Below are 19,955 nucleotides of genomic sequence, written 5' to 3' on the forward strand. Positions count from 1 at the left end.
CTCCTGTACTTAGCGGTGCAGCTCGGCCGGTTCCGCTACCGGGTTGCCCTGCCCTGCGCGCGGCTTGCACCACAGCAGGTAGGACGCCACCAGGAACACCACCCAGACCACGCCGACGAGCAGTGCCGCCTGGGTATCCGGGAAGTAACCGAGCACGCCAAAGATGAACACCATGAACGCAATGGCCATGGCCGGGCCGTAAGGCCAGAACGGTACCGGGAACTGTAGCTGGGCCACTTGTTCACGGCTCATGCTGCGGCGCATGGCCACTTGGGTGAGCAGGATCATCAGCCACACCCACACGGTGGCGAAGGTAGCGATCGAAGCGATCAGCAGGAACACGTTCTCCGGGATCAGGTAGTTGAGCAGCACGCCGATCAGCAGCGCAGCACCCATCACCACAACGGTCATCCACGGCACGCCGTGCTTCGACAGCTTGCTGAAGCCGCGCGGTGCGTGGCCTTGCTGGGCCAGGCCGTACATCATGCGGCCGGCGCCGAAGATGTCGCTGTTGATGGCCGAGATCGCGGCAGAAATCACCACGATGTTCAGCACCGCGGCGGCAGAGCCGATGCCCAGGTTACTGAAGATCTGCACGAACGGGCTGCCCTGGCTGCCGATCTGCGGCCATGGGAACAGGCACATCAGCACGAACAGGGTGAGCACGTAGAACAGCAGGATGCGCAACGGCACGGCGTTGATAGCCTTGGGGATGACCCGCTGCGGGTCCTTGGCCTCACCGGCGGTGACGCCGATGATCTCGATGCCGCCGAACGCGAACATCACCACGGCAAAGGAGGCGATCAGGCCACCCACGCCATTGGGCATGAAGCCGCCGTGGTCGAACAGGTTGCTGACACCCACGGCCTGCCCGGTGCCTACCTGGCTGAAGCCGAAGGCCATGATGCCGAGGCCGGCCAGGATCATCGCCACGATGGCGCCGACCTTGAGCAGCGACAGCCAGAATTCCATTTCGCCAAAGACCTTGACGTTGCACAGGTTGAGGCCGCCGATCAGGAAGACGATGCCCAGCACCCAGATCCAGCGGGCCACTTCCGGGAACCAGAAGCCCATGTAGATACCGAAGGCGGTGACGTCGGCGATGGCGACGATGACCATCTCGAAGGCGTAGGTCCAGCCAAGGATGAAGCCGGCCATGGGGCCGAGGTAGGTGCTGGCGTAGTGGCCGAACGAGCCGGCGACCGGGTTGTGCACAGCCATTTCGCCGAGGGCGCGCATGACCATGAATACGGCGGCGCCGCCGATCAGGTAGGCCAGCAGCACAGCCGGGCCGGCCATCTGGATGGCCGAGGCGGAACCGTAGAACAGCCCGGTGCCGATGGCGGAACCGAGGGCCATGAAACGGATGTGGCGGGCACTTAGCCCGCGCTTTAGACCTTGAGCTTGTTGCATGTCACGTCCTTAAATTGTTTTTGTGGTCGTGAGATCGAGGGGGGCTGCCTTGCAGCCCAATCGCCGGCAAGCCAGCCCCCACAGAGATGGTGTGTCGCATCTCCATCTGTGGGAGCCGGCTTGCCGGCGATGGGCCGCACAGCGGCCCCTGGGGGCATTACAGGCTTGGCAGCACACCAGCCGGCAGCAGGCCGGTCAGGCGACCCTTGGCCAACAGTTCCACGGCCTTTTCGATGTCGGGCGCGAAGAAACGGTCACGGTCGTAGTGCGGCACTTCGCTGCGCAGCGCCTGGCGCGCCTGCTCCAGCTTGGCCGAGGTCTTCAGGCCCTTGCGCAGGTCCAGGCCCTGGCAGGCGCCCAGCCATTCGATGGCCAGCACGCCACGGGTGTTTTCGGCCATTTCCCACAGGCGCTTGCCGGCAGCCGGGGCCATCGACACGTGGTCTTCCTGGTTGGCCGAGGTCGGCAGGCTGTCGACGCTGTGCGGGTGCGACAGGGCCTTGTTCTCGCTGGCCAGGGCAGCAGCGGTGACCTGGGCGATCATGAAGCCCGAGTTGACCCCGCCGTTTTCCACCAGGAACGGCGGCAGCTGGGACATGTGCTTGTCCATCATCAGCGAGATACGGCGCTCGCTGAGCGAGCCGATTTCAGCGATGGCCAGGGCGATGTTGTCGGCGGCCATGGCCACCGGCTCGGCGTGGAAGTTACCGCCGGAAATCACGTCACCTTCGGCAGCGAACACCAGCGGGTTGTCCGACACGGCGTTGGCTTCGATGCCCAGTACCTCGGCGGCCTGGCGCAGCTGGGTCAGGCAGGCGCCCATGACCTGCGGCTGGCAGCGCAGCGAGTACGGGTCCTGGACCTTGTCGCAGTTCTTGTGCGACAGCGACACTTCGCTGGAGTCGCCCAGCAGGTCACGGAAGCAGGCAGCGGTGTCGATCTGGCCGCGCTGGCCACGCACTTCGTGGATACGCGCATCGAACGGCGAGCGCGAGCCCAGTGCGGCTTCGACGCTCAGGCCGCCGCAGGCGATGGCAGCGGCGTACAGGTCTTCGCCCTGGAACAGGCCACGCAGGGCATAGGCGGTGGACGCCTGGGTGCCGTTGAGCAGGGCCAGGCCCTCCTTGGCGGCCAGGGTCAGCGGCTCGAGGCCGGCCACGGCCAGGGCTTCGGTGGCTGGCAGCCACTGGCCCTTGTAGCGGGCCTTGCCTTCACCCAGCAGCACCAGCGACATGTGCGCCAGCGGGGCGAGGTCGCCGGAAGCGCCCACCGAACCCTTCAGCGGGATGTGCGGATAGACTTCGGCGTTGACCAGGGCGATCAGCGCGTCGATGACCTTGCGACGGATGCCGGAGAAGCCACGGCTGAGGCTGTTGATCTTCAGCACCATGATCAGCCGCACCAGGTCGTCATCCAGCGGCGCGCCGACACCGGCGGCGTGGGACAGCACCAGCGAGCGCTGCAGGTTTTCCAGGTCGTGGCTGGCGATGCGGGTCGAGGCCAGCAGGCCGAAACCGGTGTTGATGCCGTAGGCGGTACGGTCTTCGGCAATGATCTGCTCGACGCAGGCAACGCTGGCGTCGATGGCCGGCGCGGCGCTGGCGTCCAGTTGCAGGCGCACAGGCGCGGCATGGATGGCGCGCAGCTGGGCCAGGGTCAGGGTGCCGGGCTTGAGGGTCAATTCGGTCACTTCACTACTCCAATCGCGTGGAGCCGCAGGCCCGTTTGTGAGTGCCTGCGTGCTCCTTCTTGTTGTTCAGTATCACCCCTTGTGGGGTGCGATCCAAAGCGTGGCGATCAGCCAGTGATCATCGGCAGGTCCAGACCCTGCTCCTTGGCGCACTCGATGGCGATGTCGTAACCGGCATCGGCATGACGCATCACACCGGTCCCTGGGTCGTTGGTCAGCACGCGAGCGATACGCTCGGCGGCTTCATCGGTACCGTCGCAGACGATGACCATGCCAGAGTGCTGGGAGAAGCCCATGCCCACGCCACCACCGTGGTGCAGCGAAACCCAGGTAGCACCGCCGGCGGTGTTCAGCAGGGCGTTGAGCAGCGGCCAGTCGGAGACAGCGTCGGAACCGTCGCGCATGGCTTCGGTTTCACGGTTGGGGCTGGACACCGAACCGGAGTCCAGGTGGTCACGGCCGATCACGATCGGTGCCGACAGCTCGCCGCTGCGTACCATTTCGTTGAACGCCAGGCCCAGCTTGGCGCGCAGGCCCAGGCCAACCCAGCAGATACGTGCCGGCAGGCCCTGGAAGCTGATGCGCTCGCGAGCCATGTCCAGCCAGCGGTGCAGGTGGGCGTCGTCGGGGATCAGTTCCTTGACCTTGGCGTCGGTCTTGTAGATGTCTTCGGCATCACCGGACAGCGCCGCCCAGCGGAACGGGCCGATGCCACGGCAGAACAGCGGGCGGATGTAGGCCGGCACGAAGCCCGGGAAGTCGAAGGCATTGGCCACGCCTTCTTCCTTGGCCATCTGGCGGATGTTGTTGCCATAGTCGAAGGTCGGGACACCCTGCTTCTGGAAATCGAGCATGGCTTGCACGTGCACAGCCATCGACTGCTTGGCGGCCTTGACCACTGCAGCCGGCTCGGTCTGCGCGCGGTCGCGGTACTGTTCCCAGGTCCAGCCAGCAGGCAGGTAACCGTTCAGCGGGTCGTGAGCGCTGGTCTGGTCGGTGACCATGTCCGGGCGCACGCCACGCTTGACCAGCTCTGGCAGGATTTCGGCAGCGTTGCCGTGCAGGGCGATGGAGATGGCCTTGCCTTCGGCGGTGTACTTGGCGATGCGTGCCAGGGCGTCGTCGAGGTCGGTTGCCTGTTCATCGACGTAACGGGTTTCCAGGCGGAAGTCGATGCGGCTCTGCTGGCATTCGATGTTCAGCGAGCAGGCACCGGCCAGGGTGGCGGCCAGTGGCTGGGCGCCACCCATGCCGCCCAGGCCGGCGGTGAGCACCCACTTGCCTTTCAGGCTGCCGCCGTAATGCTGGCGACCGGCTTCGACGAAGGTTTCGTAGGTGCCCTGGACGATGCCCTGGCTGCCGATGTAGATCCAGCTGCCGGCGGTCATCTGGCCGTACATGGCCAGGCCCTTGGCGTCCAGTTCGTTGAAGTGTTCCCAGTTGGCCCAGTGCGGCACCAGGTTGGAGTTGGCGATCAGTACGCGCGGGGCATTGCTGTGGGTCTTGAACACGCCGACCGGCTTGCCCGACTGCACCAGCAGGGTTTCGTCGTCTTCCAGGCGGGTCAGGGTCTCGACGATCTTGTCGTAGCACGCCCAGTTACGGGCAGCGCGGCCGATACCGCCGTACACCACCAGTTCCTTCGGGTTTTCCGCGACCTGTGGATCGAGGTTGTTCATCAGCATGCGCAGCGGCGCTTCGGTCAGCCAGCTTTTGGCAGTCAGCTTGTTGCCACGTGGGGCACGGATTTCAACGTCACGGTATTTGTTGTTGTCGGTCACGGGAAAGGTCCTCTGCGGTCGTCCGCGGGCGGGTATGTCGTAGTAGATATACAAACACACCTTTACTTGTATGTACAAGCATGGACAACCAAAATAATTGGACTTTCCCGCTGAATGGCAAAAGAAATGGGGCCGCTGCGAGGCCCTTCGCGGGCTTGCCCGCTCCCACAGAGAGCTCCACTGCCTTCAAGGCGTGCGCTGTACCTGTGGGAGCGGGCAAGCCCGCGAAGGGCTGCGCAGCAGCCCCCGGCTATCTCAACGTGAAACGAGTTCGATCAGGCAGAACCGCCCCTGCACATCCAACCCCAGCAACTGGTCATTGCCCTCCAGCCGCAGGCAGTCATACAGCCCCAACCGCTGCGCCTCGCGCCCGGCAATACCCACCTCGACCTGGCTGCTGGCCGCGAACAGCAACAGCGTCGACGCCGAACTGTACAAACGGCTGGTGCCATCGAACCACTGCAACCGCGCCCGGTAGCGCTGCGGTGCATAGATCAGGTTGAAATCGCGGATCGCGCCGCCCAGCAGCTTGCAGCTGACCTGGCTCTCGCCACTGAAGGCAAAGGCATCGAACGGCAGCAACGGCCGGCTGGCCTGGCCGTCGACCAACAGGCGCATGCCGTCGCCTTGCAACACGGTGATGATCCGCTGATAGCCGGCGAAGGTGGAAAACCCACCGGACTCCTCGATATCGGCAATCGACAAGCGCCAGCCAAAGCCGTCCAGGCCCTCGCCATTGTCGCGAGTAATCTCTTCGGTGAAACCGCCACCGTTCTTCCACGGCATGCGCGGGTAGCCCTGCGCACGCAACAACTGCAGCTGACTCATTTGCTGAAACGTCCTTCCAGGCGATGACGGGAACCAGGGTGGATCAGCCGCGCGGCGGTCACCGGCTGGCGGCCGGACCAGGTGCGACGGCGGATCAGCAGGCAGGGCTCGCCCCGCTCGATCTGCAACAGGCGGCATTCTTCCGGCTCGGCCAGGATTGCCTCGACCACGTGTTCACCCTCGGTCAGCGGCGCCACCTGCGACAGGTAGGCGTAAGGCGTCTGCCGGGTGAAGTCCTGCTTGAGGTAGTCGGGGGCAATCGCAGCATTGACGTAGCGGTCCTCGATCTGCACCGGCACGCCGTTCTCGAAATGCACGATCAGCGAGTGGAACACCCGCTGGCCTTCGCGCATGTCCAGGGCCAGGGCCCGCTCGGAACCGGCCGTTTCCTCGGTGAGGGTGATCACCTGGCAGCTATGCTGGTGGCCACGAGCGGCAATTTCATCGGCGATGTTGTTGACCTCGAACAGCGCCGAACGCCCCTTGGGCTCGGCCACGAAGGTCCCGACCCCTTGCATGCGCACCAGAAGGCCTTCGGCGGTAAGTTCGCGCAGGGCGCGGTTGATGGTCATACGGCTGAAGCCCAGCTCGCTGACCAGTTCGCTCTCCGAGGGTACTCGGTGATGCGGTGGCCAGCTGCCGTTGTCGATCTGCTGGATGATCATCTGTTTGACCCGGGCGTACAGCGGCGCCGGGCCCTCGCCCATCTGGGCAACCAGCGCGGAGACAGGAGGTGTCGGCACGGCGTTGGATCCTTGTGCAAATGGAATGAGCGGTAGCTTGCCGCAGTTTACCCGGCAGGCAAACGCCTGTATATGTATATACAAGTCAACAATAACAGGATTTTCACCGATGTCCGCCTACTTCGCCGAACGCGCCCTGCTACCCACGGGCTGGGCCAGCAATGTCCGCATCGAGGTCACCTGCGATGGCCGCGTGGCCCGCATCGAACCGGATGCTTCGGCCGAAGGCGCCGAGCGGCTGGCCGGCCCACTGCTGCCCGGCATGCCCAACCTGCACTCGCATGCCTTCCAGCGCGCCATGGCAGGGCTGGCGGAAGTCGCCGGCAACCCCAACGACAGTTTCTGGACCTGGCGCGACCTGATGTACCGCCTGGTCGGCCAGATCAGCCCGGAGCAGCTGCAGGTCATCGCCCGCCAGCTCTATATCGAAATGCTCAAGGCCGGCTACACCTCGGTGGCCGAATTCCACTACGTACACCATGACCAGGCCGGCAAGGCCTACGCCGACCCGGCCGAACTGTCCCGCCGCATCAGCGCGGCTGCAGCCGACAGCGGCATTGGCCTGACCTTGCTGCCGGTGCTGTACAGCCACGCAGGCTTCGGCGGCCAGGCCCCGAATGAGGGGCAGCGGCGCTTCATCAACTCCACCGAGCAGTACCTGCAACTGCAAGCGCAGCTGGCCCCGCTGCTGGCCGCGCAACCCGCGCAGCAACTGGGTCTGTGCTTCCATTCGCTGCGCGCCGTGACGCCCGGGCAGATCGCCGAAGTGCTGGCAGCCAGCGACAAGCAGTGCCCGGTGCATATCCATATCGCCGAGCAGCAGAAGGAAGTCGACGACTGCCTGGCCTGGAGCGGCCTGCGCCCGCTGCAGTGGCTGTACGAGCACGTGGACGTGGACCCACGCTGGTGCCTGGTGCATGCCACCCATGCCGAGCCGGATGAAGTCACCGCCATGGCCCGCAGCGGCGCGGTAGCCGGGCTGTGCCTGACCACCGAGGCCAACCTGGGCGACGGGATTTTCCCGGCAGTGGACTATCTGGCACAGGGTGGGCGCATGGGCATTGGTTCGGACAGCCATGTGTCGTTGAGTGTGGTGGAGGAACTGCGCTGGTTGGAATACGGCCAGCGGCTGCGCGACCAGCGGCGTAACCGCCTGTATCGCGGCGACCAGCCGATGGTCGGGCGCACGCTGTATGACACTGCGCTGGCGGGCGGCGCGCAGGCGCTGGGGCAGGCGGTCGGGGAACTGGCCGTGGGCAAGCGCGCCGACTGGCTGGTGCTCGATGGGCAGGACCCTTACATCGCCATGGCCGATGGGGATGCGATTCTCAACCGCTGGCTGTTTGCCGGCGGCGATCGCCAGGTGCGGGATGTGATGGTGAATGGGCAGTGGGTGGTGCGCCAGGGGGAACATGCACAGCAAGAGGAAAGCGGGCGCGCGTTTGCCGAGGTGTTGCGCCAGCTTTTGGGCTGAGTTTTTGGGGCCGCTTTGCGGCCCATCGCGACACAAGGCCGCTCCTACAGGGATATGCGTTCCCCTGTAGGAGCGGCCTTGTGTCGCGATGGGTTGCAAAGCAACCCTCAGAAATTCAGTGCCTCTTGACGATCTGCTGGTCCGACGCACGCCAGATCAGCCGATTGGTGTCATACCCCTGCTGCCGGGCCCTGGACATCAGATTCTCGCGCTCCCAGGCCGCTAGCGTCGGCGTACGCGACAGGATCCACAAGTGCTTGCGGTCCGGGCTGCCGACCACCGCCGTACGGTAGCGATCATCCACATACAGAATCCAGTACTCGCCCCTCGCCACCCCTGGCACCAGCTTGGTGAACCAGTTGTCGAACTCGACCCACAACTTGTCGGTGTGCCCCGGCTCCTGGATGTTCGCATGCCCTTCGGCGCGCAGCCATTCGTCACCCATGGTGCGGCAGCGGTTGAGCACGCCGAGGCTACCATCGAGCCTGAGGTTGTAGTGCGCTTCCGACTGCTCGCAGCCGGTCTGGTAGCGCATCGGCAGGCGCGCCAGCTCGTACCACTTGCCCTGGTAGCGCTTGAGGTCGATGTTGCCTGCGGTTTTCGGTGCCAGCGGGTCATGCACGGAGCCGGCGCAACCGCCCAGCAGCAATGCCAGGCATACCCCCATCAGCAGATACAGGTGCCTCATTTGAGACCCTGCCCTGAATACATGAGCACCTTGTCAGCCGCATACTGGACACTGATGAAGCTCTTCTCGTCCCCCCAGGTGCAGCTGCTCATCCCCAGCGCGCCAGAGCACTCGGTCGGCGTGCCGAGCAACTGCTCGACCTCGGCCTTGTTCATACCGGCCTTGATCTTGGAATAGTTTTCCTGATTGATCTTGCTGCAGGCAGTCAGGACGACGCACAGCGACAACAGGGCGAGGGAACGCAACGACATGAAGGACACTCCTGGAGAGGGGATACAGGCGAGTGGCCTGCAGTGACCTTCGACGGTAAAAACCCTCCCAGGTTCCCTACCCTCCCTCCTCTATCCCTACGCCATTGGTCGGATGGCCACTACTGTGCGATTAATCACAAAGCATTGATCATCCGCCCAATAAAAAAGCCGCCCCCTGTAGGAGCGGCCTTGTGTCGCGATGGCCTGCGCAGCAGGCCCCTGCTATCTCAGAACCTGGACCCAGGCTCCAGCAAAAAGTCCATCTCTTCGCTGGTGCTCGGCCGCTCCAGCACCAGGTTGCGGTGCGGGAAGCGCCCGAAACGGGCAATCACCCGCTGGTGCTGCTCGGCATAGTCGAGGAAGCCTTCGAACAACCGGCGGTTGGCCTCGGGCTGCTCCTCCAGCAGTAGCTGGTAGCGCTCGACGCACAGGTTCTGCCAGTCCAGTACCTCGGCGTGCTCCAGCACCAGCAGCACGAACACCCGCTGGATCGGCAGCAGCTGGTAATCCCAGTTTTTCTGCAAACCTTGCATCGCCACCACTTGGGCACGCCGATCGCCCTCGAAGGCGCGCGGCGTGTCGCGGTAGATCATGCGCGGCAGCTGGTCCAGCAGAATCAGCAGGCCCAGCCAGCCCTGCGGGCTTTGCTGCCACTCGTCGAGCCCACCCGCCAGGGCATGCTCGACCAGCTCGCCAAACAGCGCATGGGCCTCGGCATCATGATGCTTGCCGAACCACAGCGTACTCTTCTCGTCAGCCACGGCCTGGGGACTGGTGCCCCAACCGAACCACCACTCCAGCAACGGCTGCCAAGGTGCGAGCATGACTTACTCCTTGTGGTAGGCGGTGACGCGCTCGACCTCTTCCTTCGAGCCGAGGATTACCGACACACGCTGGTGCAGGCTTTCTGGCTGGATGTCGAGGATGCGATCGTAACCGTTGGTAGAAGCGCCGCCGGCCTGTTCGATGATGAACGACATCGGGTTGGCTTCGTACATCAGGCGCAGCTTGCCCGGCTTGCTCGGCTCGCGGGCGTCACGTGGGTACATGAACAGGCCGCCACGGGTCAGGATGCGGTGTACGTCGGCCACCATCGAGGCGATCCAGCGCATGTTGTAGTTCTTCTTCAGCGGGCCGGTCTCGCCTGCCAGCAGTTCGCCCACGTAGCGCTGAACCGGGGCTTCCCAGTGGCGCTGGTTGGACATGTTGATGGCGAATTCTGCGGTGCTTTCCGGCACGCGGATGTTTTCGTGGGTGAGGACGAAGCTGCCCAGTTCGCGGTCCAGGGTGAAGCCCTTGACGCCGTTGCCCAGGGTCAGGATCAGCATGGTCTGCGGGCCGTAGATGGCGTAACCGGCGGCGACCTGCTGGCTGCCTGGCTGCAGGAAGGCATTTTCGTTCAGGGTTTCGTTCTGGCTCAGGTATTCGTTAGGGCAACGCAGTACCGAGAAGATGGTGCCGACCGAAACGTTGACGTCGATGTTGGACGAGCCGTCCAGCGGGTCGAAGACCAGCAGGTACGCGCCTTTCGGGTACTTGCCCGGGATCTGGTAGGCGTTGTCCATTTCTTCGGAAGCCATGCCGGCCAGGTGGCCGCCCCACTCGTTGGCTTCCAGCAGGATATCGTTGGAAATCACGTCCAGTTTCTTCTGGACTTCGCCCTGCACGTTTTCAGTGCCCATGCTGCCCAGCACACCACCAAGGGCGCCTTTGGACACGTGATGGCTGATTTCCTTGCACGCACGCGCCACCACCTCGATCAGGAAGCGCAGATCGGCAGGGGTATTGTTGCTGCGGGTCTGCTCAATCAGATAGCGACTCAGGGTAACGCGGGACATGTATGGCTCCGAAAGGATGGGGGGAATAAAAACCCCCGCAGTTTACAGGGAGAGTTGCGGGCTAGCGAGTGATGAGACTCGCCACGGCTCTCAGACGGCACAATAGGTCGGTAGTTCAGCACGCGCCAGGCCGGTGGTCGGAGTGAGGCCCATTCGCGGGTGAACCCGCTCCCACAGGATCTTCACAAAATTCAGGGCCTGTGCAGTCCCTGTGGGAGCGGGTTTACCCGCGAAGAGGCCGGTGCAGGCTTACCTCAATCCAAGGCCCTCCAGATCTCGCTGGCATATTCCCGAATCGTCCGGTCCGAAGAAAACCAGCCCATCCGTGCGGTGTTCAGCACCGCCATGCGCCACCATTCCTGCGGCTTGTGCCACAGGTCCTCGACCCGCTGCTGGGCATCCCAGTAGGCATCGAAGTCGGCACACACCAGGAAGCGGTCATAAGCCACCAGCCCGTCGATCAAGGCGGTGTAGCGCGACGGGTCATCTGGCGAGAACACCCCGCTGCGAATGGCTTGCAGCACATCGTTCAGGCGACTGGATGCGGCAATCGCCGCCGTCGCACCGAAGTCCCCGGCGCGGCGCCGCGCTTCAACCTGCTGCGCGGTGAGGCCGAAGATGAACATGTTGTCGGCCCCGACCTGCTCGCTCATTTCCACGTTGGCGCCATCCAGGGTGCCGATGGTCAGCGCGCCGTTGAGGCCGAACTTCATGTTGCTGGTGCCGGAAGCTTCGTAACCGGCGGTGGAAATCTGCTCGGAAAGGTCCGCCGCCGGGATGATGCTTTCAGCCAGGCTGACGTTGTAGTTGGGCAGGAACACCACCTTCAGCAGGCCGCGCACGGTCGGGTCGTTGTTCACCACCCGGGCGATATCGTTGGCCAATTTGATGATCAGCTTGGCCTGGTGATAGCTGGCCGCGGCCTTGCCGGCGAAGATCTTCACCCGTGGCACCCAGTCAGTACCGGGGTCGTTGCGCATGGCCTGGTACAGCGCCACCGTATGCAGCAGGTTGAGCAACTGGCGCTTGTATTCGTGGATGCGCTTGACCTGCACATCGAACAACGCTTCGGGGTTCACCGTAACGCCCAGGCGGTCCTGGATGATGCTGGCCAGGGCACGCTTGCTGTGCAGGCGCTGCGCGGCGAACTGCTTGCGGAAGCCGCTCTTTTCGGCGAACGGCACCAGATTGGCCAGGCGCCCTTCCGGATCGTCCAGCAGCTCGGGGCCCAGCGCCTCGACCAACATGGCGGTCAGCTGCGGGTTGGACTGGTACAGCCAGCGGCGGAAGGTAATGCCGTTGGTCTTGTTGTTGATCCGCTGCGGGTAGAGCTTGTGCAACTCGGCGAACACCGTGCTTTTCATCAGCTTGCTGTGCAGCGCCGATACACCGTTGACGCTGTGCGAACCGAGGAACGCCAGGTTGCCCATACGCACCCGACGGCCGTTGTCTTCCTCGATCAGCGACACGGCCCGCAACACATCGAAGTCGTGCAGGCCTTTCGCCCGCAGCGCGTCGATGTGGTAGGCGTTGATCAGGTAGATGATCTGCATGTGCCGCGGCAGCATGCGCTCCATCAGCGCTACCGGCCAGGTTTCCAGGGCCTCGGGCAGCAAGGTGTGGTTGGTGTAGGCCAGGGTGCCGACGGTCAGCTCCCAGGCGGTATCCCAGGGGATTTCATGCTGGTCGACCAGCAGGCGCATAAGCTCGGCCACGGCGATCGACGGGTGGGTGTCATTAAGCTGGATGGCCGCCGCGTCCGGCAGGTTGAGCAGGTTGTCGTGCATGTTCAGATGGCGGCGCAGCAGGTCCTGCAACGAGGCCGAGACGAAGAAGTATTCCTGGCGCAGGCGCAGTTCCTGGCCCGCCTCGGTGCTGTCGGCCGGATACAGCACTCGCGAAATGCTTTCGGCCCGTGCCACTTCCGCCACGGCGCCCAGATGGTCACCGGCATTGAAGCGCTCCAGGTGCAGCTCTTCCAGCGCCCGCGCACGCCACAGGCGCAGGGTATTGACGCTGGCCCCGCGCCAACCGACCACCGGCGTGTCATAGGCCACCGCCCGCACGGTCTCGCCCGGCCACCACACCTGGCGCTGCTGGCCGTGGGTGTCGTGCACCGTTTCGACGCTGCCGCCAAAGCTGATGGGGTAGATCACCTCGGCGCGCTCGAACTCCCAGGGGTTGCCGAAGTCCAGCCAGTTCTCGGTCTGCTCCTGTTGCCAGCCATCGACCATGGCCTGGCGGAACAGCCCGTGCTCGTAGCGGATGCCATAGCCGTGGGCGGCGATGCCCAGGGTCGACATGCTCTCCATGAAGCACGCTGCCAGGCGCCCCAGGCCACCGTTGCCCAACGCGGCATCGGGTTCAAGCAGGCGGATGCGCTCCAAGTCCACGTCCAGCCCTTCCAGGGCGTCGCGGGCAATGTCCAGCAGGCCCAGGTTGCTCAGGCTGTCGTACAGCAGGCGGCCGATGAGGAATTCGAGGGAAAGGTAATAGACCCGCTTCTGGCTGCGGCGATAAGCCTGGCGGGTGTGGTCCATCCAGTGATCGACCATGTGATCGCGCGCGGCCAGGGCGATGGCTTCGAACCAGTCGTGGTCGAAGGCGTGCTCCGGGTCCTTGCCGACCGCGTAGGTCAGCTTGTCCAGTACAGCGGCGCGAAATTCGGCCACCTCGGCGTCACGAGCTTTTGGTTCCTGGGACATGCGGCATCCTCGGGCAAGTTGACGAAAACGGAGGGAGACTGTTGAGCCTAGACCCTTCGACAGGGAGTGACAGTTACCGTTCGCAGTTTTCATGCCCACTTTGCGATTCCGGCAAAAGGTTGTTCATAAATTGAACAATTCCGGTATGATCGCGCGCCCCAAGACCGTGATACACCCCCATAACGATGAAAACGACCCTGATCGCCGCGGCCGAAGTCGACCGCCTGGAGACCTGGCAGCGCTATACCAGCAACATGTGCCATGGCTGCCATTCGACCTGCTGCACCCTGCCGGTGGAGGTGAAGATCAAGGATCTGATCCGTATCGGCGTGGTCGACGAGTTCGAAAAAGACGAACCGCCGAAGAACATCGCCAAGCGCCTGCAGAAGGACGGCATCATCGAGCGCTTCAACCAGAAGTCGGGGATCTTCACCCTGACCCGGATGAGCAATGATGACTGCCTGTACCTGGACCGTAAAAGCCGGCTGTGCACCATTTATGACAAGCGGCCGGATACCTGCCGCAACCACCCCAAGGTCGGGCCGCGGCCGGGGTATTGTGCCTATAAGCCCAAGGTTGTCGGGCGCTGATCATTAGCCTTTTCAGGCCTCTTCGCGGGTGAACCCGCTCCCACAGGTACACCACAACATTCAAGACCTGTGCAGCACCTGTGGGAGCGGGTTTACCCGCGAAGAGGCCCGCAAAGACAACACAAATCCTGCAGGCAAAAAAAACGCCCCCGGTCTTTCGACCGGGGGCGTTTTCATTCAGCCTGAGCTAACTCAGTTCTTGGCTTTCTTGGCAGCGCGGGTACGCTCGCCTTCGTCCAGGATCTTCTTGCGCAGGCGGATCGACTTAGGAGTCACTTCGCACAGCTCGTCGTCCTGGATGAATTCCAGGGCCTGTTCCAGGGTGTGGCGAACTGGCGGTACCAGGGCGATGACTTCGTCTTTACCCGAAGCACGCATGTTGTCGAGCTTCTTGCCCTTGGTCGGGTTCACGCCCAGGTCGTTGTCACGGCTGTTCAGGCCGATGATCTGACCGTTGTAGATCTCCTGGCCGTGTTCAACGAACAGCTTGCCGCGAGCCTGCAGGGTTTCCAGCGAGTAGGTCAGCGCCTTGCCGGTCTCGACCGATACCAGAACGCCGTTCAGGCGGCCGGACATCTGGCCCGACTTCATGGTGTCGTAGCGATCGAAGATCGAGGTCAGGATGCCTGCACCGTTGGTCAGGGTCAGGAACTGGTTACGGAAACCGATCAGACCACGGGCTGGAATGTTGTATTCCAGGCGAACACGGCCCTTGCCATCCGGCACCATGTTGGTCAGGTCGCCCTTACGCAGGCCCATCTCTTCCATGACCTTGCCCTGGGATTCTTCAGGGATGTCGATGGTGACGTTCTCGAACGGCTCCTGCTTGACGCCGTCGACTTCGCGGATGATCACTTCAGGACGGCCTACAGCCATCTCGAAGCCTTCACGACGCATGGTTTCGATCAGTACCGACAGGTGCAGTTCACCGCGGCCCGATACCTTGAACTTGTCAGGGGAATCGGTTTCCTGAACGCGCAGGGCTACGTTGTACAGCAGCTCTTTGTCCAGACGGTCCTTGATGTTACGGCTGGTGACGAACTTGCCTTCCTTGCCGCAGAACGGCGAGTCGTTGACCTGGAAGGTCATCGAAACGGTTGGCTCGTCGACGGTCAGCGGCTTCATCGCTTCTACCGCATCCGGTGCGCACAGGGTGTCGGAGATGAACAGTTCGTCGAAACCGCTGATGCAGACGATATCGCCGGCCTGGGCTTCTTCGACATCCACGCGGTGCAGGCCGTGGTGACCCATCAGCTTCAGGATACGACCGTTACGCTTCTTGCCGTTGGTGTCGATGGCGACAACCGGGGTGTTCGGCTTGACGCGACCACGGGCGATACGGCCAACGCCGATAACACCGAGGAAGCTGTTGTAGTCCAGTGCGGAGATCTGCATCTGGAACGGGCCGTCACGGTCAACGGACGGTGCTGGTACGTTGTCGACGATCGACTGGTACAGCGCGGTCATGTCTTCGCCCATTTCGGTGTGGTCCAGACCGGCAATGCCGTTCAGGGCCGAGGCGTAGACAACCTTGAAGTCCAGCTGCTCATCGGTGGCACCGAGGTTGTCGAACAGATCGAAGATCTGGTCCAGAACCCAGTCAGGACGCGCGCCCGGGCGGTCAACCTTGTTGATCACCACTATCGGCTTCAGGCCAGCTTCGAAAGCCTTCTTGGTCACGAAGCGGGTTTGCGGCATCGGGCCGTCCTGGGCGTCGACCAGCAGCAGCACGGAGTCGACCATCGACATTACACGCTCAACCTCGCCACCGAAGTCGGCGTGGCCGGGGGTGTCGACGATGTTGATGTGGTAGCCGTTCCAGTTGATGGCGGTGTTTTTCGCCAGAATGGTAATGCCGCGCTCTTTTTCCTGGTCGTTGGAGTCCATCACGCGCTCGTCGTTGAGCTCGTTACGCTCCAGGGTGCCGGACTGGCGCAGGAGTTTGTCGACCAGGGTGGTTTTACCATGGTCAACGTGGGCGATGATGGCGATGTTACGCAGATTTTCGATCACAACTGTATCTCGATCAGAGGATTCGGTTGCCGCCAGTGTAGGCGGCGAATATGTACGGTTTGAGGCTCAGCGGGCCCGATGGTCGGGAGGGCGATGGCGGATGCTGCCGCCATACAGCCCTGGCGTCTTATGTCGGACGATAAACACGCACATTGGCATGTCCCTCACTGAGCAGGTGGTGTGCGTGCAAACGGCTCATCACACCTTTGTCGCAATACAGCAAGTACTGGCGGTTGGCATCCAGCTGCTTGAACTTGCTGTTGATGGCATAAAACGGCATGGCCTGGACTTCGATACCGTCGAGCACCAGAGGTTCGTCTTCCTGGGCATCGGGGTGACGAATGTCGATGACGATCTGGCCGGGCAGCGCCTCGGTCACTTCCTCGATTTCGATGTCCTTGCCCAGTTCGTCGATCACATGGTCGATGGAGATCAGCCGGGCGCGTTCCAGGGCGCGCTCCAGCACGGCCATGTCGAACTGCTTCTCTTCATGCTCCATGCGGTGGCGCTTGGCGTGGGTGGTCGGGTTTACCGAGATCACGCCGCAGTATTCTGGCATGTGCTTGGCGAAGTCGGCAGTGCCGATCGCGTTGGCCTGGTCGATGATGTCCTGCTTGTGGCTGGCCAGCAGCGGGCGCAGCACCAGCTTGTCGGTGGCCGAATCGATGATCGACAGGTTCGGCAGGGTCTGGCTGGAAACCTGGGAAATCGCTTCGCCGGTGACCAGGGCATCGATCTCCAGGCGGTCGGCCATGTGTGCGGCACCGCGCAGCATCATGCGCTTGAGGGTCACGCCCATGTAGCTGTTGTCGACCTTGTTGAGGATCTCGCCGACCACTTCCTCGAACGGCACGCTGATGAACAGCACGCGCTGGCTGCTGCCGAACTTCTTCCACAGGTAGTGGGCCACTTCCATCACGCCCAGCTCGTGGGCGCGGCCGCCGAGGTTGAAGAAGCAGAAGTGGGTCATCAGGCCACGGCGCATCATCTGGTAGGCCGCCACGGTGGAGTCGAAGCCGCCGGACATCAGTACCAGGGTCTGCTCCAGGGCGCCCAGCGGGTAGCCGCCGATGCCCTGGTGCTGGTTGTGGATCACGTACAGGCGCTGGTCGCGGATTTCGATACGCACCAGCACTTCCGGGTTCTTCAGTTCGATGCCGGCGGCTCCGCACTGCTGGCGCAGCTGGCTGCCGACGTATCGGTCGACATCCATCGAGGTGAAATCGTGGTGGCCGCCGCGCTTGCAGCGTACGGCGAAGTGCTTGCCGGCCAGCAGGTGACCGAAGTGCTGCTTGCACTTGGCAACGATGTCGTCGAAGTCCCCTAGCGGGTATTCCTCTACCTGCAGGAAGTGGGTAATACCCGGCGTGCAGGTGAGGCGCTCGATCATCTCGCGCTGGACTTTTTCGTCTTCGACGCGGGTGACCACTTCGAGATTGTCCCAGACACCATCGACCACGAGCTCAGGGTCGAGGTCCTTGAGCACGTTGCGGATGTTCTTGCCGAGCTGGCGGATGAAGCGCTTGCGCACCGGCCGGCTCTTGATGGTGATTTCTGGGAAGACTTTGACGATAAGTTTCATTGGTTAACAGCGCGCGCAGGGCCTGCCGAAAATGAGGGGCGCGAATTATAGCGGAAATTGCTCAGGATTTGAGCAACTTTTGATCAGAAGCTTTGAGATAAATAGAGGGAGTGGGTTTTGCGCTGGCTGTGCCGCCCCTTTCGCGGGTGAACCCGCTCCCACAAGAATGTCAGAGCCTTCGAAACCTGTGCGGTCCCTGTGGGAGCGGGTTCACCCGCGAAGAGGCCCTCAAAGAACGCACAATATTCAACCAGTGCACACTATTGGTGCACTACTACCAAAATTCGCATCTTAAGAGTGCACTTTTCACCATTAACCCATCACCAGATGCTCGCAAACGCCCCCTTTTATCCCGCCCTCGCCATTTTCGGGCACTGGCATGCAATTTGCTCCCTTGTGAGGCAGGTAAGCTTGGCCGACTATCCGCGCCCGGCAACACCCTTTTTCCAGGGCAGCGGCCCACCGCGCTCTAGACCATCCGGAGGACAACATGTCGAAGTCGGTTCAACTCATCAAAGATCATGACGTCAAGTGGATTGATCTGCGTTTCACGGACACCAAAGGCATTCAGCACCACGTGACCATGCCGTCGCGTGATGCGCTGGAAGACGACTTCTTCGAAGTCGGCAAGATGTTCGACGGTTCCTCCATCGCTGGCTGGAAAGGCATCGAAGCTTCCGACATGATCCTGATGCCGGTCGACGAAACTGCCGTACTGGACCCGTTCACCGAAGAGCCGACCCTGATCATCACCTGCGACATCGTCGACCCGTCGAGCATGCAGGGCTACGATCGTGACCCTCGCGCCATCGCCAAGCGCGCCGAAGAGTACCTGAAGAGCACCGGCATCGGTGACACCGTATTCGCAGGCCCGGAGCCAGAGTTCTTCATCTTCGACGAAGTGAAGTTCCAGTCGGACATCTCCGGCTCGATGTTCAAGATCTTCTCCGAGCAAGGCTCGTGGATGACCGGCGCTGACGTGGAAGGCGGCAACAAAGGCCACCGTCCGGGCGTGAAAGGCGGCTACTTCCCGGTTCCGCCGTTCGATCACGACCACGAAATCCGTACCGCCATGTGCAACGCACTGGAAGAAATGGGTCAGACCGTCGAAGTTCACCACCACGAAGTGGCGACTGCCGGCCAGAACGAAATCGGCGTCAAGTTCAACACCTTGGTGAAGAAGGCTGACGAAGTACAGGCACTGAAGTACGTCGTGCACAACGTTGCCGACGCCTACGGCCGTACCGCCACCTTCATGCCGAAGCCTCTGTACGGCGACAACGGCTCGGGCATGCACGTGCACATGTCGATCTGGAAAGACGGCAAGAACACCTTCTCGGGTGAAGGCTATGCCGGCCTGTCCGACACCGCCCTGTACTTCATCGGCGGTATCATCAAGCACGGTAAGGCCCTGAACGGCTTCACCAACCCGTCGACCAACTCCTACAAGCGTCTGGTCCCAGGCTTCGAAGCCCCGGTAATGCTGGCCTACTCGGCTCGCAACCGTTCCGCCTCGATCCGTATTCCTTACGTCGGCAGCCCGAAAGCCCGCCGTATCGAAGCTCGCTTCCCGGACCCGTCGGCCAACCCGTACCTGGCCTTCGCGGCCCTGCTGATGGCCGGCCTGGACGGTATCCAGAACAAGATCCACCCAGGCGATGCTGCCGACAAGAACCTGTACGACCTGCCGCCTGAAGAGGCCAAGGACATCCCGCAGGTTTGCGGCAGCCTGAAGGAAGCTCTGGAAGAGCTGGACAAGGGCCGTGCGTTCCTGACCAAGGGCGGCGTGTTCTCCGACGACTTCATCGATGCCTTCATCGAGCTGAAGAGCGAAGAAGAAATCAAGGTCCGCACCTTCGTTCACCCGCTGGAATACGAGCTGTACTACAGCTGCTGATCTGATCGGCGCCTGGCGCCGATGACATGATCACGAACGGCCTCCTTCGGGAGGCCGTTTTCGTTTCCGTGGCTGCCTCATCGATTTCATACAGAACCAGCAGATGCCGCTGACATTTCGCCGCCCCCTCAGCACGCAGGGTAGGCGTCCCTTCAGTCAATGGACATCACGCCATGCGCAAACTTCTACCTGCAATGATTACCGTATCCGCCCTCCTCGCCGGCTGCGCCAGCAATGGCACCGCGCCAGGCCAGGCAACGTCACAGGTGCTTCACCGGAAGACCTTGCATTTTCAACGCCAGAAGCCGAATGCCCGCCAGCTGTGCGATAAACCCTGAAACCACCTATGCTCCATATTGGTGCATTCTGTGGACTAACGCCCCCGAATGCACCCCAAAAGCGATCACGTGAACCGTTTAATCAGTTCATTCTGGTGCGAATTGTCCCGTCTCCAGGGCTTTA

16 protein-coding genes are annotated in these 19,955 nt (G+C 62.5%); 4 read left to right on the forward strand and 12 right to left on the reverse strand.

Features of this window, described 5'->3' with window-relative positions; genetic code table 11:
- Positions 1 to 9: 9 nt before the first annotated feature.
- The 5 genes from RIN61_RS09905 to hutC all read right to left on the reverse strand — a co-directional run bounded on the left by RIN61_RS09905 (position 10) and on the right by hutC (position 6,419).
- Positions 10 to 1,413, reverse strand: coding sequence for an amino acid permease (locus RIN61_RS09905; protein ID WP_182328860.1), 1,404 nt, complete (start codon positions 1,411 to 1,413; stop codon positions 10 to 12).
- A gap of 157 nt (positions 1,414 to 1,570) precedes the next feature.
- A complete protein-coding gene (gene hutH, locus RIN61_RS09910) occupies positions 1,571 to 3,103 on the reverse strand; it encodes a histidine ammonia-lyase (protein WP_003259868.1) in 1,533 nt (510 codons plus the stop codon).
- A 107-nt stretch (positions 3,104 to 3,210) separates the two neighbouring features.
- Positions 3,211 to 4,884, reverse strand: a complete 1,674-nt coding sequence (gene hutU, locus RIN61_RS09915) for a urocanate hydratase (protein WP_013974561.1) — start codon at positions 4,882 to 4,884, stop codon at positions 3,211 to 3,213.
- Between the two features lie 255 nt (positions 4,885 to 5,139).
- Positions 5,140 to 5,712 carry a HutD/Ves family protein gene (locus tag RIN61_RS09920; RefSeq protein WP_112249579.1) on the reverse strand — a complete coding sequence of 191 codons (573 nt, stop codon included), beginning with the start codon at positions 5,710 to 5,712 and terminating at the stop codon, positions 5,140 to 5,142.
- Positions 5,709 to 6,419: a histidine utilization transcriptional repressor HutC gene (hutC, locus tag RIN61_RS09925; RefSeq protein ID WP_013974563.1), complete on the reverse strand. Its 711-nt coding sequence runs from the start codon at positions 6,417 to 6,419 to the stop codon at positions 5,709 to 5,711. Before hutC ends, RIN61_RS09920 begins: the two co-directional genes overlap by 4 nt.
- Before the next feature lie 145 nt (positions 6,420 to 6,564).
- On the opposite strand from hutC, the gene RIN61_RS09930 reads away from it, so the two are divergent.
- Positions 6,565 to 7,929 carry a formimidoylglutamate deiminase gene (locus RIN61_RS09930; RefSeq protein ID WP_313856969.1) on the forward strand — a complete coding sequence of 455 codons (1,365 nt, stop codon included), beginning with the start codon at positions 6,565 to 6,567 and terminating at the stop codon, positions 7,927 to 7,929.
- A gap of 115 nt (positions 7,930 to 8,044) precedes the next feature.
- Here the strand turns inward: RIN61_RS09930 and RIN61_RS09935 are convergent, their stop codons facing one another.
- The 5 genes from RIN61_RS09935 to RIN61_RS09955 form a co-directional block, all read right to left on the reverse strand.
- Positions 8,045 to 8,617 (reverse strand): lipocalin family protein, encoded by a 573-nt coding sequence (locus RIN61_RS09935; RefSeq protein ID WP_112249583.1) that lies wholly within the window; start codon positions 8,615 to 8,617, stop codon positions 8,045 to 8,047.
- Complete coding sequence (gene bamE, locus RIN61_RS09940; RefSeq protein WP_003249234.1) at positions 8,614 to 8,868, reverse strand: outer membrane protein assembly factor BamE domain-containing protein; 255 nt, start codon at positions 8,866 to 8,868, stop codon at positions 8,614 to 8,616. The genes RIN61_RS09935 and bamE overlap by 4 nt, the downstream gene beginning before the upstream one ends.
- 227 nt (positions 8,869 to 9,095) lie before the next feature.
- Positions 9,096 to 9,692, reverse strand: coding sequence for a DUF924 family protein (locus RIN61_RS09945; RefSeq protein ID WP_112249585.1), 597 nt, complete (start codon positions 9,690 to 9,692; stop codon positions 9,096 to 9,098).
- A 3-nt stretch (positions 9,693 to 9,695) separates the two neighbouring features.
- A complete protein-coding gene (locus tag RIN61_RS09950; protein ID WP_313856973.1) occupies positions 9,696 to 10,706 on the reverse strand; it encodes a class 1 fructose-bisphosphatase in 1,011 nt (336 codons plus the stop codon).
- Positions 10,707 to 10,960: 254 nt separating this feature from the next.
- On the reverse strand, positions 10,961 to 13,411 hold the full coding sequence (locus tag RIN61_RS09955; protein ID WP_207878226.1) for a glycogen/starch/alpha-glucan phosphorylase: 2,451 nt from the start codon (positions 13,409 to 13,411) through the stop codon (positions 10,961 to 10,963).
- A 185-nt stretch (positions 13,412 to 13,596) separates the two neighbouring features.
- Here RIN61_RS09955 and RIN61_RS09960 point away from each other — a divergent pair, with 185 nt between their 5' ends.
- Complete coding sequence (locus RIN61_RS09960) at positions 13,597 to 14,001, forward strand: YkgJ family cysteine cluster protein (RefSeq protein ID WP_003259873.1); 405 nt, start codon at positions 13,597 to 13,599, stop codon at positions 13,999 to 14,001.
- A gap of 192 nt (positions 14,002 to 14,193) precedes the next feature.
- Here RIN61_RS09960 and typA read toward each other — a convergent pair whose 3' ends face one another.
- Together typA and thiI are read right to left on the reverse strand one after the other, a co-directional pair.
- The gene (gene typA / locus RIN61_RS09965; RefSeq protein WP_016712460.1) at positions 14,194 to 16,014 is read right to left on the reverse strand and encodes a translational GTPase TypA; all 1,821 of its coding nucleotides are present in this window, start codon (positions 16,012 to 16,014) and stop codon (positions 14,194 to 14,196) included.
- Positions 16,015 to 16,141: 127 nt separating this feature from the next.
- Positions 16,142 to 17,596 (reverse strand): tRNA uracil 4-sulfurtransferase ThiI, encoded by a 1,455-nt coding sequence (gene thiI, locus RIN61_RS09970; RefSeq protein ID WP_112249590.1) that lies wholly within the window; start codon positions 17,594 to 17,596, stop codon positions 16,142 to 16,144.
- Between the two features lie 490 nt (positions 17,597 to 18,086).
- Here thiI and glnA point away from each other — a divergent pair, with 490 nt between their 5' ends.
- A complete protein-coding gene (glnA, locus tag RIN61_RS09975) occupies positions 18,087 to 19,493 on the forward strand; it encodes a type I glutamate--ammonia ligase (protein WP_025340936.1) in 1,407 nt (468 codons plus the stop codon).
- A gap of 173 nt (positions 19,494 to 19,666) precedes the next feature.
- Entirely contained in the window at positions 19,667 to 19,831 is a 165-nt protein-coding gene (locus RIN61_RS09980; RefSeq protein ID WP_243432318.1) for a hypothetical protein, read from the forward strand.
- Positions 19,832 to 19,955: the final 124 nt, after the last annotated feature.

It is taken from the genome of Pseudomonas inefficax (assembly GCF_032164165.1).
GTDB classification, from domain to species: Bacteria; Pseudomonadota; Gammaproteobacteria; order Pseudomonadales; family Pseudomonadaceae; genus Aquipseudomonas; species Aquipseudomonas inefficax.